We start from the raw sequence: 15,052 nt of genomic DNA on the forward strand, positions 1-15,052 counted from the left end.
TATGCTATTTATAAATTTAGATACTTGTTATGTATTAAATAAAACAAGGAGGTTTTATAATATGAAAATAGCAATACCCAATAATGGAAACATGGTGAATCAACATTTTGGAATGAGTGAAAGTTTTATTATTGCAACAGTAGATGATGAGAAAATTATACAAATTGAAAAAATATCTGCAGTAGAATTTGCACATCAGCATCAAGGATTAGCAGATTTGCTTGTGAAACATGGAACTAATGTAGTTATTACTGGAGGTATAGGAGGAGGTGCACTTGCAGGTTTACAACAAAATGGGCTTAAGGTAATAAAGGGAGCATCAGGAGAATATACAAAGGTTATTCAAGAATACATTGATGGAAAACTGGAAGATAAAAATATAGTTTGTAATCATCATGGGGAACATAATAATAATTAGTAATGATTTCTAGACGAATAGACTATAAATTGATATGAATTTTAATAACAAATAATGTTAAAAGTATAAAAGAATTGTTAAAAGAAAACTACTGTGATAATTGAGTAGAAAGTATGCAGGGCATGTAAATTAGTTAAATACTGATTACATGTCCTTTTCGTTGAAAAAATTTATGTGGATATAAAAGAAGAATTTTAATTCAATATTGTTATAAATTCTACAAGTGTTATAATTTTTATATTGTTTAAGCGAAAATAGTTGAAAATTGTTATTGGTTATGAGGTGATTAATACTGTAATGTAATACATATAAACAATGTAGGTTGAATATAGAAAGGAAGTGAATATTTAGTGATTTAATGTACTTTTAGTACATTCTATTGCTAAAAATAATATATGGAAATGAAAAAGATAAAGGGGAATACATTTTGTATTGATACAGGAATGACGTATATACCTTTTTATAAAATTGATGATGAAAAAATTATTATGCTTGATTCTGGATGGTCAAGAGGGGAAAGAGAAGGAATAAATGAAGTTTTAGAAAGAAATAAATTTAAAGTAATTGGTATAATATGTAGCCATGCCCACATAGATCATATAGGAAATAATACATATTTTAAGAAAAAGTATAATTGTGTTATTGCAATGCCAATTTATGAAGCTTTTATTTGCAGTTCAATAGTCAATCTAAAGCTTTATTATAATACACAGACATTATCAGATGTCAAACAACATTTTGGACATATGGTTTGCAAAACAGACATTATGATTCCTGATAATCAAGATAAAATAAGTGTTTGTGGTATTGAGTTCAAAATTCTTCATACACCTGGGCACAGTCCTGCACATATATGTATTACAACTCCCGATGATGTTGCATATCTTGGAGATGCACTTATAAGTTATGAAGTTATGGAAGGAGCTAAAATGCCATATGCCTATATACTTAGCGAGGATTTGAAAAGTAAAACAAAGCTTTATAATTTAAAATGCAGTAAATATTTAGTGGCACATAAAGGTATATATGATGACATCACAAAGCTTATAACGGATAATATAAATTTCTATAAAAATAGAGCAACAAGTATTGGTGATCTTATAGATGGCAAAATGACAATAGAAGAAATTATGAAGAAAGTTGTTGAAAATTTTAATATCAAGATGGGGGATAAATATAAATATACATTAATAGAAAGGATGCTAAAGTCATATATTGAATATTTGATTGAAACTGGAAATGTAGAATCAAATATTGACCATGGATTTTTAAAATTTTCAAGATGTTAATTGAAAAATGTGTTTATATAGGAATGTCCATAGATTTAATTTTACACAAATCTATGGACATTCCCTTCAAATCTTTTAATCAAATTGCTTATGTAATACTTTTTCAATAAATATTTTTGTGAGTTCAGGATCAAACTGAGAGCCTGCATTTTCTTTTAGTTCTTTTATAGCAACATCTTCTGTTAAAGCATCTCGATAACTTCTTTTACTAATCATAGCATCGTAGGAATCAGCTATAGCTATGATTCTTGATTGAAGAGGTATTTCTTTTCTCTTTAAACCTTTTGGATAACCAGTTCCATCCCATCTTTCATGATGGGCTAATACGTATTCTGCCATTTCTGACATATCATTTACTGTGTTAAGTATTCTATAGCCTATTTCTGGATGCTTTTTTATTTCTTTCCATTCATCATCTGTAAGTTTTCCATTCTTATTTAATATATTTTCTTCTATAGCTATTTTTCCTATGTCATGAAGTAATCCAACATTTTTAAGTTCCTCGATTTTACCATCAAGCAGGCCTAGAGCTTTGCCTGTATCCTTGCATAATTCTGAAACTCTATGTGAGTGCTGTTCTTCTCTTTTGTTTTTTTCATGAAGCGTACTAATTATGGCATTTATAGTTTTTCCTCTCATACTTGGTCCTTCAAACAACTTCTTTTTGTACATATAATCTTCAGCTTTTTTTAAAATCTTTTCAATTTTTTCTTCTTCATTTTTTTTAGTTTCGTATCCAAATGAAATAGATATGTCAACAGCACCAATTTTTTGTTTTAATGCTTCAGATTTAATATGTTTGATAATTTGATCTGTTTCATGGTCGCATGTTTTTGGTAACAAAATTACAAACTCGTCGCCTCCAAGTCTGGCAACGATACCATTAGCCTTGCAACCATTTATCATAACTTCTGATACTTTTTTAAGTAGTTCATCTCCTACAGCATGACCTAAAGAATCGTTAACAAGTTTTAATCCGTTAACATCTGCCATAACAATTGTTAAAGGAAAGTTTTCTTCTGTATCCAGTCTCTTTAATTCTTCTTCAAAGAATCTTCTATTGTATAAACCCGTTAGTTGATCATGGTAGCTTAAATATTTCATTTTTTGCTCCATTTGTTTTCTAGTGCTTATATCCCTCCATAAAGAGTGAAAAAATTTTTTACCATTAATTGAAATAGTTGTCAACATAACTTCAACGGGTAATAATTTTCCATCAGATCTTTTATACCACCATTCAAATTTCCAATTTCCATTCTCTATAGTACGTTTACGCATTTCAACTACTTTTTTTTCAGAAATTTTTCCATCTGGCTGCTTTTCAGGGTAAAATTCACATGGCTTTTTACCAAGTATACACGATTTTGAATTATATCCTAATAATTTAAGCATAGCTATATTACAATCGGTTATCTTATCATCCACAATTATAAGTATTCCATCTGATGAATTTTCAAAAATATTTCGAAATCTATTCTCGCTTGTCTTTAAAGCTTCTTCACTTATTTTTAAGTTTAATTTATTCTGCTTTTCAATAGTAATATTCCTTGATATAGCAAGTATTTCTTTTTCATTATTTTTAATTAGTCTAACTTCAAAATATTGTTCTTTATTGGAAATTTTAATTTTGTATTCGAAACTTTCCAATAATCCATTTCTAAGTAATGAATGTATTTTTTTATAGGCTATTTTTGATATTTCTTCAGGAAAAATTTCATGAATAGTTTTTCCAATAAAACGTTCCCTTGGCAACAATAGATTACTCTTATCACTTGACATACAATCTATAAAATATCCATTATTATCAATGATAAATAGTAGATCAGGTATTGCTCTAATAATAGCTCTATTTTTTTCTTCACTTTTTTTAAGTTCTTCTTCAGAGTCATTCAATTGTTGTATGTATGATTCAAGGTTCTTATTAACTGATGATAATTCTTTATAACTTTCATTAAGCTTTTTTTCTGCTAAATCAACCTTTTTTAAAAGACTTTTTATCAATAAGTAAAGAATAATTGAAGTTACAATGACATATAGCCAGCCTTTATATATATTTATAATTAAAAGCATGCCCTTATCATTAGCAAGTTTATGAGAAATTTTTTCAGAAAGATAAATCCAAAGAAAACCAATTAAAAAATACGTAATACATATTTTAATACATTCATAATTTAGTTTGTTTTTTTTATTAATTTCTAAAATTGAGCAAAGTTTTCTTGTTATAAACATTAAATGTAGCTGACCTCCGTTTTAAATTTTGTTTTCTACAAATTTATCTATTACTTTTACTAAATCCGATATTTCCGGTTTACTTAATTGAGCATCTGCACCTACTGATACTCCTTTATGTTTTAGATCATCTGTTATTAGTGATGAAAATATTATAACCGGTAATTTTTTTAAAATAGGATGTTCTTTGATTTTTCTTGTGAGCGTATGTCCATCCATTTGAGGCATTTCAACATCTGTAATTAAAATTTGAACGTCTTCTATAAAATTTTCTTTCTTTTTTTCTACTAAATCCTCTAAATAATCTAGAGCTTGTTTACCATCGTTAAATAGTTTTAAATTTTTAAAACCAGCTTTAGTAAGTGTATCTTTTAGTAGCTTTCTTATCAGGGCTGAATCATCTGCTAAAGCAACTTTAATATTGGATCTATCTTTATAATCTACTTCTACAATTTTATCTTCACTTATGCCTGTACTTGGATTAATATCTGTAACTATTTTTTCAAAATCTAACATCAATATTATTTTATTATCTAGAACAATATTTCCTATGACTAATGAATCTGTAGATATATCATCCGGTTTCATTATTTTATCCCATCCAATACGATGAACACCTACAATACTGTCAATATTAAAACCAACTTTAAGTTTATTAAATTCACATATTATAACTTTAGATTCTTTGTCTATTTTACTTCCTTTTTCTAAAATATACTTTAGATTTATTAAAGGTATTATTTCATTCCTGCACAGCATAAGTCCTCCAACAGCAGGATGTGATTGTGGGAGTTTTCTTAAATTATCCAATTTTATTACTTCTTTAACTTTTATAACATTAATTGCATAATGCTTATCATTTATTATAAATTCAAGTATTTCAAGTTCTCCAGTCCCACTTTCTAATAATATTTTTGATTCCATGATTTTTGCGCCCCTCTTCATTATTTATTATAAAAATATAAAAAATTTATAAATATCTTAATTATATAATCTCACATAATAATGACATATACAATAACCGAGCTCAATTTTTATATTTAATAGGAATTAAATACTTTTACTACAAATCTTGATATATAATTGTACTTTTTAATATTTAATCAAAATTATAAAATGATATTTTGAAAGACAAATTCAGTTGTAAATAGTAAAATGTATTTGTAGGATAAAGATGATTATATCTGGAGGTTAATATGATTAGTGCATACAACTACGAATTTGAAATTGGAAAAATGGTAATTGTTGAGGAAAATAGTTTTATTACAAATATATATTTTGGAGAAGTTATTCCTGAAAATGCAAATATAGTTGAGACACAATTAATCAAGAAGGCATATGGGCAGTTACAAGAATATTTTAATGGTTCAAGAAAAATGTTCAATTTGCCATTAGCAGCACAAGGTACGGACTTTCAAAGAAAGGTTTGGAATTATCTACAATATATTCCTTATGGAAAAACTTGCAGTTATAAAAATGTGGCAGATGGTATAGGAAATAAAAAAGCATCACGTGCGGTAGGAATGGCAAATAATAAAAATCCAATTCTTATAGTTATTCCATGTCATCGTGTTATCGGTGTAAATGGTTCGCTGGTTGGTTATGCAGGAGGTTTGGATGTAAAGAAAAAACTTTTAAATATGGAAAAAATTAATGTATAAAGTAAAAAATCAAACTTGGAGGAAATAATAATGTTTAATATAGGTTGTCATTTATCGATGTCAAAGGGCTACGAAGCAATGGGAAAGGCAGCAGTTAAAATAGGTGCAAATACTTTTCAATTTTTTACACGTAACCCAAGAGGAAAAAAGGCGAAGAATATTGATCCTGAAGATGTGAAGGCTTTGCTTAAAATTATGAAAGAAAATAATTTTTCTGCAATTTTAGCACATGCTCCGTATACATTAAATGCTTGTTCAGCAGATGAGGGAATACGAAATCTTGCTATTGAGCTTATAGAGGATGATTTAAAGAGAATGGAATATCTGCCAAATAATTTTTATAATTTTCATCCTGGAAGTCATGTAAAACAAGGTGTGGATATTGGAACAAGGTATATAATAAATATGTTAAATAATGTATTGAAACCAGAGCAAAATACAATTGTACTTCTTGAGACCATGTCTGGAAAGGGAACTGAGATAGGAAAAACTTTCGAAGAATTAAAGAATATATTAGATGGTGTGGAGCTTTCGAATAAAATGGGAGTATGTTTGGATACATGCCATGTTTACGATGCAGGCTATGATATAGTTAATGACCTTGATGGAGTACTAAAAGAATTTGATGATATTATAGGTCTTGATAAATTACGTGCAATTCATCTAAATGACAGCAAAAATCCTTTTGCAAGTCATAAAGATAGGCATGAAACAATTGGAGAAGGTTCAATTGGGCTAGCGGCCATAACTAAAATTATAAATCATCCTGAATTGAGACATCTTCCATTCTTTTTAGAAACTCCAAATGACTTAAGCGGTCATGAAAAAGAAATTAAAATACTTAGAGAGGCATTTAAGTATTAGAATGGTTATATTTCAATTTGCCTATTAATAAATTTTATCAGCGTAGAGAAAGAAGGAGTTTGCTTTGGCAATACATATAATATTGGTAATGTTTGTAGTTGGAGTTGCACTTGGATTTGTAGGAGCAGGAGGATCCGGATTTATAATATCTATTTTAACCACAATATTTGGTTTTACTATACATATAGCGCTTGGAACAGCACTGGCTGCAATGATATTCTCATCTATATCAGGTACAATTAGCCATTATAAAGAAGGGGATATTATTCTTAAGGTAGGAATTGCAGTTGGAATTTTTGGAGCTATTGGAGCATGGACAAGTTCTAATTTTTCTGGCTTTATTTCAGGTTATAAATTAAAATGGATGACTTCTGGAATGCTTTATTTATCTGCATTAATATTGTGGATGCGTATGTTTCTTGTTGAAAGTAATAAAATTTCAGGTAAAAATTCGCTGCCTACTGGAATAAGATTCTGGATATCTGTATGTGGAATTGGGCTTGTAACGGGAACTCTATCTGGTATGTTTGGTATAGGATCTGCTGCATTTATTCAAATTGGATTGATGTTGATACTTGGAATGTCAGTAAGACAATCCGCAGGAACTACGATGATGGTAATTGTCCCAATAGCTATAGCTGGAGGACTTGGATATTACCATTTAGGATATTTGGATATACCATTGCTTTTTGAAGTTGTTGCAGGTACTATGGTAGGATCTTATATAGGTGCTAAATTTACTAGAAGAGTTCCCCTTCCTGTGCTTAAAGTTGCAATGATTTTGGTACCGGTTACAGCTGCTACTATGCTTATAATTTAATACTTTTTGGCATAATATGTATTTTGCACAAGTATATACTAGAAAATGATAGTATTTATGAGAAAAATGTTCATTATATACATCAGATACATCAAAATTATGCTATAATGTGAATAATATTTTAAGTATGGAAGTGTTTTTATGATAGAATGGATATTCTACTTTTTAGGAATTGTATTTTTAGTAATGCTTTTGAAGTCCCTCATACTTAAACCTATATTGTTTAAGGAAAAGTGGCAATCTGGAGTAATGTATGGTTTACCTACTATAATATGTTTTTTAATATTTTTTATGTTAATCTATTCAGATTATAATTCAGAACAGGTTTTTATTAAAAATAAACAAAATGATTATAGTACTACTGCATGGCAGCCTCCGCGCGTGAGCGGCAGTGAGACAGCTGTACAACCTGGCAGTGCAAATTATATCAGTATACCAGTTCCTCAAAGCAAGAATTTACAGAATGGACTTATAAGTTTGCAAAATGATTTGAATGCTTTACAAAAAAGCATGGGTATGGCTCAAAGTAGTACAACCACAGCTCAGACAACTAATGTAAATTCAAAGCAGCAAGCGTATACTGATGCTAATGGCAGACCGGCTATAATAGGAGATCCTATCAAAAAAACATATATTATTCCTGGTAGTGCAAACTATAATACAAAGTTAAAAAATACGGATAATGACAATGTTTATTTTAGGACTGAAGAGGAAGCTGAAACTGCAGGGTTTAAAATTGGACAATAATAAAATTGAAAATTAAAAGTTATTTTAAGAAAATATTAAGGTTGCTGTATTAAAATATTTGTGAAATTTAATATTAATTTAAAAAATTTTACAATAAAGGAAGTGTAGAAATGAGCGTTTCATCAATTTCTTCAATATCAAATGCTGCAGTATACTCTACTAGCAATAATAATGATACAAGTGCACTTGAAAAACAGGAACAAGCTATTGAAAAAGAAATTCAAGAAGAAAACTCAAGTAAGGATGATGAAAAGACAAAGCAATCAAAAGTAAGGCAATTAGAATCTCAGCTTCAACAAATTGAATCTCAAATTCAGCAAAAACAATCACAAAAAACAGGAAGTACCTCTGGTTCTAATACAGAAATATTAAAGAGTAGTAGTAGTACTTCAACAGATGCTTCTAAAACCAATGCTTCTAAAACAAATTCTAGCAGTAACATAGTTGACGTGTTTGCTTAATTTTAGCCAGACTATGAAGAGCAAGGCCAGAGGCTTTTTATGCCTCTGGAATAAAAAATATACTTCCCCTGTCTATAAGTTTTCCTTTTCTTAAAAATATAGGTTTTAAATTATATTTTCCTAAAAAGTTGATTATTTTTTCACTATAAGCATAATAATTTAGATCTCCAAAAAATATCATATAATTATCTAAAATTCCGCAGCAACCTCCAATAAAACCATAATCAAGACCTGGCAGAATAATATCTCCTGATGGAATTTTTAAAATATCAATATTTTCTCCTTCAAGTGTTTTTAAAATGGATGGATCACTTGTTATTATTGCGTTTTTATTTACTGGGGCACAGGAACATTTGGTGTATCCCTGACTTACATTTATAAGCTTCTTATTTTGCACATTATTTAATAATATTTTATCTGTATATTTTAAATTATGTACGAATAAATTAGGAAGATTTAAAGCATTTAAAATTATATCTTCAGGATATTTATCTGTAAGACTATTTTTTGATAGAATAACATTTAAACCAATGGAAATTAATTTGTTTATAAATATTTCATTCATATCTTTGTGAACTATTACTGTATGTTTATCTATAAAGTGAATCTGCATATCTGGATGACCACATACTGAATCATAAAGAAGCCTGCATGGAGGACACAATATGATTTCTACTCCTAGATTAATTAGATTTTGTTTTTCCTCATCATTTATTCTGAAATCTACAATAGCGTATCTCATTTGATTGCCCCCGTATTTAGTTAATAACTCAACTCTTTTAGTTAATAGTTAAGAATGAAGAATTAATAGTTAATGTGGATTTTTTATTTTGCTATTAAGTCAAGATTTTATATGTGTGAAAATTGAATGAATAATTCTATGTATATAATACACTTCTAATTATATTTATTAAAATCAAAATGTAAATTATATATTGAAAAAAGTCGATATTTGACAATGAAATTTTGAATATAGATTCCCTTTAGACACATACTATTTTAGAAGGGAGTGTAAAAAATGCTGTTATTAAATTTGGCTTACAATATTGAAAGAGATGATATATTTAATGGAATAAAATCTATTAAAGAGTACTTTAAAAGTAAAAATATAAACATAGGTATATCTGAAAGTGTAGAATGTAAAACTCACTTCCTAAAAATATTCTCTGATTGTGAATTGAATAAAAAGCTTATTAATGTGTTTAATATATATGCGGCTAATATGTTGTATGATATATTGATAGATGAATTTTATAACAAAGAATTAGACTCTTTTTTAAATGATATGTATTTTTTCCTGCAAAACGATGAGATGAATTATATAAAGAACGAAAGTTTAAACATAATCAAGGGAAAAATTTCTATTGTAGATGATAACTCAATATATTGTATAAATAAAAAAAATAATATAATAAAAAAGATAGCAACATTTATAGACGAAAATAATACTATAAATGTTGAGGGATTCATTACATTCAGGATGAAAGATATTTTAGATGATATAAAAAGTATAATTGACAAGATAGTGGAAGAATATATGGTTGAAAAAGAGTACGATGAATTTATAAAGCTTTTAAAATATTTTGTAGAAATTCAAGAAAGTAAAATAGATTACATGGATATAGTTATAGAAAACAGCGGTGATTATATTATTAAAAATAAACATGGAATAGATATAACTACAAAACTGTTTAGCCAATTGACTGAATTTAAGACGGATAAAAATGCAAGTACTGAAGATTTGCTTATAAGCACTCTTATAACAAATTCACCGGAAAAAATAATTATACACTCAATAGAGAATTGTAGAAATAAAGAAGTAATAGATACTATAAAAAAGGTATTTACTGATAGAGTAATGATTTATAAATAAGATATATGTTATTAATTTTAAAATTATTAGTTTTAATATTGACATATTTAATTTAGAATAATAAAATAAGTTACATAAGCAAAGACGATGAAGAGGAAAAGTAGATAAAAATGTTGTTTCAAGAGATAAAAACTTATTAGCTGAGAGGTTTTTTAAACAATACTTATTGAAAACCACCTTTGAGTTGAATACTGAATATCAATTTTATTGATTATTAAGTATTTCCGTTGACCTGCGCTAAAGGTTCTAGAGATAACAGTGATAAATCATAATTTTAGTTTAGCCAGAAATAAGGTATTGCTGTTAATTTGGGTGGAAACACGGCAAGCTCGTCCCATTTTAGGGGAGAGCTTTTTTATATTTTTACTTTATTTACATAGAGGAGGAACAATAATGATAAAATTATCTTTAAAAGATGGCAAAGAAATAGAAGTTCCAGAGGGTTCTAAAGTGTCTGATGCTGCTTCAAAAATAAGTATTTCATTGGGTAAAAAAGCATTGGGAGCAAAATTAAATGGAAAAGTTTCAGAGTTAATGCAGGAGATAAAAGAAGATTCAAAAATTGAAATCATTACATTTGATGATGATGAAGGTAAGAAAATATTAAGACATACTGCATCGCATATACTTGCACAGGCAGTTAAGAGATTATATCCAGAGGTAAAATTAGCTATAGGGCCTTCAATAGATGATGGATTTTATTATGACATAGATGCTGATTTTTCATTTACTCCAGAATTACTTGAAAAGATTGAAAAAGAAATGAACAAGATAATAAAAGAAAATGAAAAATTAGAAAGATTTGAACTTTCAAGAGATGAAGCTATAAAATTAATGGAAGAAAAGAAAGAACCTTATAAGGTTCAGTTAATTAAAGATTTACCTGAAGACGAGGTTATATCTTTTTATAAACAGGGAGATTTTGTAGATTTATGTGCTGGACCTCATGTACCATCAACAGGAAAAGTTAAAGTAATAAAACTTCTTTCAATTGCAGGGGCTTACTGGAGAGGCAATGAAAAGAACAAGATGCTCCAAAGAATATATGGTACTGCTTTTGAAAAGAAAAGTGAATTACAAGCTTATTTGACAATGATGGAAGAAGCTAAAAAGAGAGATCATAGAAAAATAGGAAAAGAACTTGACCTTTTCAGTATACACGAAGAAGGACCAGGATTTCCATTCTTCCATCCAAAGGGAATGGTTATAAGAAATACACTTCAGAATTACTGGAGAGAAGTACACGAAAAAGCAGGATATGAAGAGATAATGACTCCTATTATATTAAATGAAAAGTTATGGCATCAATCAGGACACTGGGATCATTATAAAGAAAATATGTATTTTACTAAGATAGATGATGAGGATTATGCTATAAAACCAATGAACTGTCCGGGCTCTATACTTGTTTATAAAAACAAAATACATTCGTATAGAGATCTCCCTATAAGATATGGTGAAATGGGAATTGTTCACAGACATGAGAAATCTGGAGCACTTCATGGACTTATGAGAGTAAGGTGCTTTACTCAAGATGATGCCCATATATTTATGACTAGAGAAATGATGACAGAGGAAATAATAAAGGTAATAAAATTAATAGATAGTTTTTATAAGGTATTTGGATTTGATTATTTTGTAGAATTATCTACAAGACCAGAAAATTCCATGGGAAGTGATGAAGACTGGGAGGCTGCAACAGAAGGACTTAAAGCTGCACTTAAAGCCGCAGGACTTGATTACAAGATAAATGAAGGAGATGGAGCGTTCTATGGTCCTAAAATAGATTTCCATCTAAGAGATTGTATAGGAAGAACATGGCAGTGCGGAACTGTTCAACTTGATTTCCAGATGCCTGAAAGGTTTGATTTAACATATATAGGAGCAGATGGAGAGAAGCATAGGCCAGTCATGGTTCACAGGGTTGTATTTGGATCTATAGAAAGATTTATAGGAATATTGATCGAAAATTATGCAGGAGCATTCCCGGTTTGGCTTGCACCAGTTCAGGCTGAAGTTATGAATATAACTGATTCTCAGGTTGATTATGTTAAAAATATTGTAGATAAGTTGAAACAAAATGGAATAAGAGTTGAATCTGATGTTAGAAATGAGAAGATAGGATATAAGATAAGAGAAGCTCAAATGCAGAAGGTTCCATATATGCTTGTAATTGGAGACAAAGAAATAAAAGAAGGGGTTGTTTCAGTTAGAAGTAGAAAAGATGGTGATATTGGAACTATGAAGCTTAATGAATTTATAGACAAAGTAAAAGATGAAATAGCTACAAAAGCAAAAGATCTTTAAAAAATATTGACATCCAAGAATGTTAATAGTATAATAATATTCGTTGAGTTTTAAGAAGAAACTAGCCGTTTCTCACCTTACAGCATTGCTAGTAAGGTTATGAAAGATTTTTATTTAAAATCTTTACTTTTGTTCTACTATTTAGAGTATTAGGAGACGGCTTTGGCTGTCTCTTTTTTATATGTGATATTTGGAAAATTTTGTTTAGGAGGTGAAAATTATTAATAAAGGTTTTCTTGTAAATGAAAATATAAGAGTAAAAGAAGTAAGAGCTATTAGTAATGATGGAGAACAATTAGGAATTATATCTGCGAAAGATGCTCTTAAAATTGCAGAGGAAAATGAATTGGATTTGGTAATGATATCTCCAAATGCCAAGCCACCTGTATGCAAGATCATGAATTATGGCAAGTTTATTTATGAACAAACCAAAAAAGAAAAAGAGGCTAGGAAAAAACAGAAGATTGTAAATATAAAGGAAGTTAGACTTAGTCCTACTATTGAAGATCATGATATTTCTATCAAAGCTAATAACGCAAGAAAATTTTTACTTGCAGGGGATAAAGTTAAAGTTACAGTTAGATTTAGAGGAAGACAGGCAGACTATTCATCTGTTGGTAGGAAGATACTTGACAATTTTTATTTGAAACTTGAAGATGTAAGTGCAATTGAAAAGAGGGCAAAACTCGAAGGAAGAAATATGATAATGATTTTGTCGCCTAAAAAAGCATAATTGAATTGAGAAGGAGGAATCTGTTATGCCAAAAATGAAGACTAAAAAAAGTGTAGCAAAAAGATTTAAAGTTACAGGAACAGGAAAACTTAAGAGGGCAAAAGCTTTTAGAAGCCATAAGTTAACAGCTAAAAGTGCAAAGGTTAAAAGAAACCTTAGAAAAGCAGGATATGTTTCAGCAACTCAAGAAAAAACAATGAAAAATTTATTACCTTATGTATAATCGGTAGAGTCTAGAAGGAGGTTAAAAAATGGCAAGAGTAAAAAGAGCGGTTAATGCTCGTAAGTATCATAAAAAAGTATTAAAATTAGCTAAAGGCTATTATGGTGGAAGAAGCAAATTATTCAAGACTGCTAATGAATCAGTTATAAGAGCACTTAGAAATGCATATTTTGGAAGAAAATTAAAAAAGAGAGATTTTAGAAAGCTTTGGATAGCAAGAATAAATGCTGCAGCAAGAATAAATGGAATTTCTTATTCAAGATTTATGAATGGAATAAAAACTGCAGGAATTGATATTAATAGAAAGATACTTTCAGATATAGCAATAAATGATCCAAAAGCATTTACTGAATTAGCTGATATAGCTAAAAAACAATTAACTGCTTAATATAGTATTTACATAGGGTGTAGTTTTTCTACGCCCTTTTATGATTTTGTATTTTATTAATTATAAAAAATATTTTTAAAATTCAGGTGAAGTATTTTGAATTTAATTGAAAGTAAAAGCAATACCCATATTAAGGAAGTTAGAAAATTAAAGGATAGGAAATACAGAAACGGGAAACATGAATTTTTAATAGAAGGATTTAGGTTCTTAGAAGAAGCTCTTAAATCAGAATTTGAAATTTCCATGATTTTTATAAGGTCAAGTTCTGTTGAAAAATGGGAAAAATATAAAGAAAAACATAAAATAAAAGAAAATGTGTGCAGTGAGGCTTATGATGTAGAGGATAGCATATTTAAAACTATAAGTGATACTGATAATTCTCAGGGTGTAATTGCTGTAGTTCATGATAAAAAGCTTGATATACAGTGTAGAAATGGATTCTATATATTGGCAGATAAGATTCAAGATCCTGGAAATATGGGAACTATAATAAGAAGCGCCCATGCATCTGGAGCACTTGGAGTAATAATTACAAAAGGAACTGTAGACGTGTATAACCAAAAAACACTCAGAGCTACTATGGGATCTATTTTCCATGTACCTATAATATATGACGATAATCTTGAAAATACAATTATGCTAAAAAAAAGTGGATTTAAAATTGCAGCAAGTATGCTGGAGACAGAATTAAACTTTTATAATGCTGAATTTAATGATAAAACAATATTGGCAGTGGGTAATGAAGGAAACGGACTCAGCGATGAAATAAAAGACATAGCTGATATAAAGGTGAGAATACCTATGCCTGGGGGAGCCGAATCCTTAAATGCTTCTGTGGCAGCGTCTATTATGATGTTTGAACTGGTTAGGAGAGGCTTGTAGCTAAGATTAATAAAGAGGTCAATAAAAATTTTATATTGACAATGTAATTGGATAATTGTAATATCTCATCTTTGACAGTTGAAGAAGATAAAAAGCTTGGAATCCTTTGATTTAAAAGGCTTTCAAGCTTTTAGAATATAACAAAAAAGTGCGTACT

The 15,052-nt window shown here is 28.9% G+C and carries 16 protein-coding genes and 1 other annotated feature; of the genes, 13 read left to right on the forward strand and 3 right to left on the reverse strand.

Annotation, left to right across the window (positions count from 1 at the left end; all coding sequences use genetic code 11):
• Positions 1 to 61 precede the first annotated feature (61 nt).
• Both J2Z42_RS07410 and J2Z42_RS07415 read left to right on the forward strand, forming a co-directional pair.
• Positions 62 to 418, forward strand: a complete 357-nt coding sequence (locus J2Z42_RS07410) for a NifB/NifX family molybdenum-iron cluster-binding protein (RefSeq protein ID WP_209702007.1) — start codon at positions 62 to 64, stop codon at positions 416 to 418.
• A gap of 395 nt (positions 419 to 813) precedes the next feature.
• Positions 814 to 1,707, forward strand: a complete 894-nt coding sequence (locus J2Z42_RS07415) for an MBL fold metallo-hydrolase (RefSeq protein WP_209702008.1) — start codon at positions 814 to 816, stop codon at positions 1,705 to 1,707.
• Positions 1,708 to 1,782: 75 nt separating this feature from the next.
• On the opposite strand, the gene J2Z42_RS07420 is transcribed toward J2Z42_RS07415, so the two are convergent.
• Complete coding sequence (locus tag J2Z42_RS07420) at positions 1,783 to 3,936, reverse strand: sensor domain-containing diguanylate cyclase/phosphohydrolase (protein ID WP_209702009.1); 2,154 nt, start codon at positions 3,934 to 3,936, stop codon at positions 1,783 to 1,785.
• A 21-nt stretch (positions 3,937 to 3,957) separates the two neighbouring features.
• A complete protein-coding gene (locus J2Z42_RS07425) occupies positions 3,958 to 4,860 on the reverse strand; it encodes a chemotaxis protein (RefSeq protein WP_209702010.1) in 903 nt (300 codons plus the stop codon).
• 272 nt (positions 4,861 to 5,132) lie between these two features.
• Between J2Z42_RS07425 and J2Z42_RS07430 the strand changes: the two genes are divergently transcribed.
• The 5 genes from J2Z42_RS07430 to J2Z42_RS07450 all read left to right on the forward strand — a co-directional run bounded on the left by J2Z42_RS07430 (position 5,133) and on the right by J2Z42_RS07450 (position 8,489).
• Positions 5,133 to 5,597 carry a methylated-DNA--[protein]-cysteine S-methyltransferase gene (locus J2Z42_RS07430; RefSeq protein WP_209702011.1) on the forward strand — a complete coding sequence of 155 codons (465 nt, stop codon included), beginning with the start codon at positions 5,133 to 5,135 and terminating at the stop codon, positions 5,595 to 5,597.
• A 30-nt stretch (positions 5,598 to 5,627) separates the two neighbouring features.
• Positions 5,628 to 6,461, forward strand: a complete 834-nt coding sequence (locus tag J2Z42_RS07435; protein WP_209702012.1) for a deoxyribonuclease IV — start codon at positions 5,628 to 5,630, stop codon at positions 6,459 to 6,461.
• A gap of 64 nt (positions 6,462 to 6,525) precedes the next feature.
• Entirely contained in the window at positions 6,526 to 7,281 is a 756-nt protein-coding gene (locus J2Z42_RS07440; RefSeq protein WP_209702013.1) for a sulfite exporter TauE/SafE family protein, read from the forward strand.
• 141 nt (positions 7,282 to 7,422) lie between these two features.
• The gene (locus tag J2Z42_RS07445; RefSeq protein WP_209702014.1) at positions 7,423 to 8,028 is read left to right on the forward strand and encodes a hypothetical protein; all 606 of its coding nucleotides are present in this window, start codon (positions 7,423 to 7,425) and stop codon (positions 8,026 to 8,028) included.
• A gap of 110 nt (positions 8,029 to 8,138) precedes the next feature.
• Complete coding sequence (locus tag J2Z42_RS07450) at positions 8,139 to 8,489, forward strand: FlxA-like family protein (protein ID WP_209702015.1); 351 nt, start codon at positions 8,139 to 8,141, stop codon at positions 8,487 to 8,489.
• A 37-nt stretch (positions 8,490 to 8,526) separates the two neighbouring features.
• Here J2Z42_RS07450 and J2Z42_RS07455 read toward each other — a convergent pair whose 3' ends face one another.
• Entirely contained in the window at positions 8,527 to 9,231 is a 705-nt protein-coding gene (locus J2Z42_RS07455) for a DUF6873 family GME fold protein (protein WP_209702016.1), read from the reverse strand.
• Between the two features lie 276 nt (positions 9,232 to 9,507).
• Between J2Z42_RS07455 and ytxC the strand changes: the two genes are divergently transcribed.
• From ytxC to J2Z42_RS07485, 6 genes are all read left to right on the forward strand, one after another.
• A complete protein-coding gene (ytxC, locus tag J2Z42_RS07460) occupies positions 9,508 to 10,362 on the forward strand; it encodes a putative sporulation protein YtxC (protein WP_209702017.1) in 855 nt (284 codons plus the stop codon).
• 78 nt (positions 10,363 to 10,440) lie between these two features.
• Positions 10,441 to 10,702: a binding site (T-box leader), on the forward strand.
• Between the two features lie 53 nt (positions 10,703 to 10,755).
• On the forward strand, positions 10,756 to 12,669 hold the full coding sequence (thrS, locus tag J2Z42_RS07465; RefSeq protein ID WP_209702018.1) for a threonine--tRNA ligase: 1,914 nt from the start codon (positions 10,756 to 10,758) through the stop codon (positions 12,667 to 12,669).
• Between the two features lie 211 nt (positions 12,670 to 12,880).
• Positions 12,881 to 13,402 carry a translation initiation factor IF-3 gene (infC, locus tag J2Z42_RS07470; RefSeq protein WP_209702019.1) on the forward strand — a complete coding sequence of 174 codons (522 nt, stop codon included), beginning with the start codon at positions 12,881 to 12,883 and terminating at the stop codon, positions 13,400 to 13,402.
• Between the two features lie 25 nt (positions 13,403 to 13,427).
• On the forward strand, positions 13,428 to 13,625 hold the full coding sequence (rpmI, locus tag J2Z42_RS07475; protein ID WP_209702020.1) for a 50S ribosomal protein L35: 198 nt from the start codon (positions 13,428 to 13,430) through the stop codon (positions 13,623 to 13,625).
• Between the two features lie 28 nt (positions 13,626 to 13,653).
• Positions 13,654 to 14,013 (forward strand): 50S ribosomal protein L20, encoded by a 360-nt coding sequence (gene rplT / locus J2Z42_RS07480; protein ID WP_209702021.1) that lies wholly within the window; start codon positions 13,654 to 13,656, stop codon positions 14,011 to 14,013.
• Between the two features lie 96 nt (positions 14,014 to 14,109).
• A complete protein-coding gene (locus J2Z42_RS07485; protein ID WP_209702022.1) occupies positions 14,110 to 14,895 on the forward strand; it encodes a TrmH family RNA methyltransferase in 786 nt (261 codons plus the stop codon).
• The last annotated feature ends 157 nt before the right edge of the window (positions 14,896 to 15,052 follow it).

Origin of the sequence: Clostridium algifaecis (assembly GCF_017874415.1) — a bacterium.
GTDB classification, from domain to species: Bacteria; Bacillota; Clostridia; order Clostridiales; family Clostridiaceae; genus Clostridium_B; species Clostridium_B algifaecis.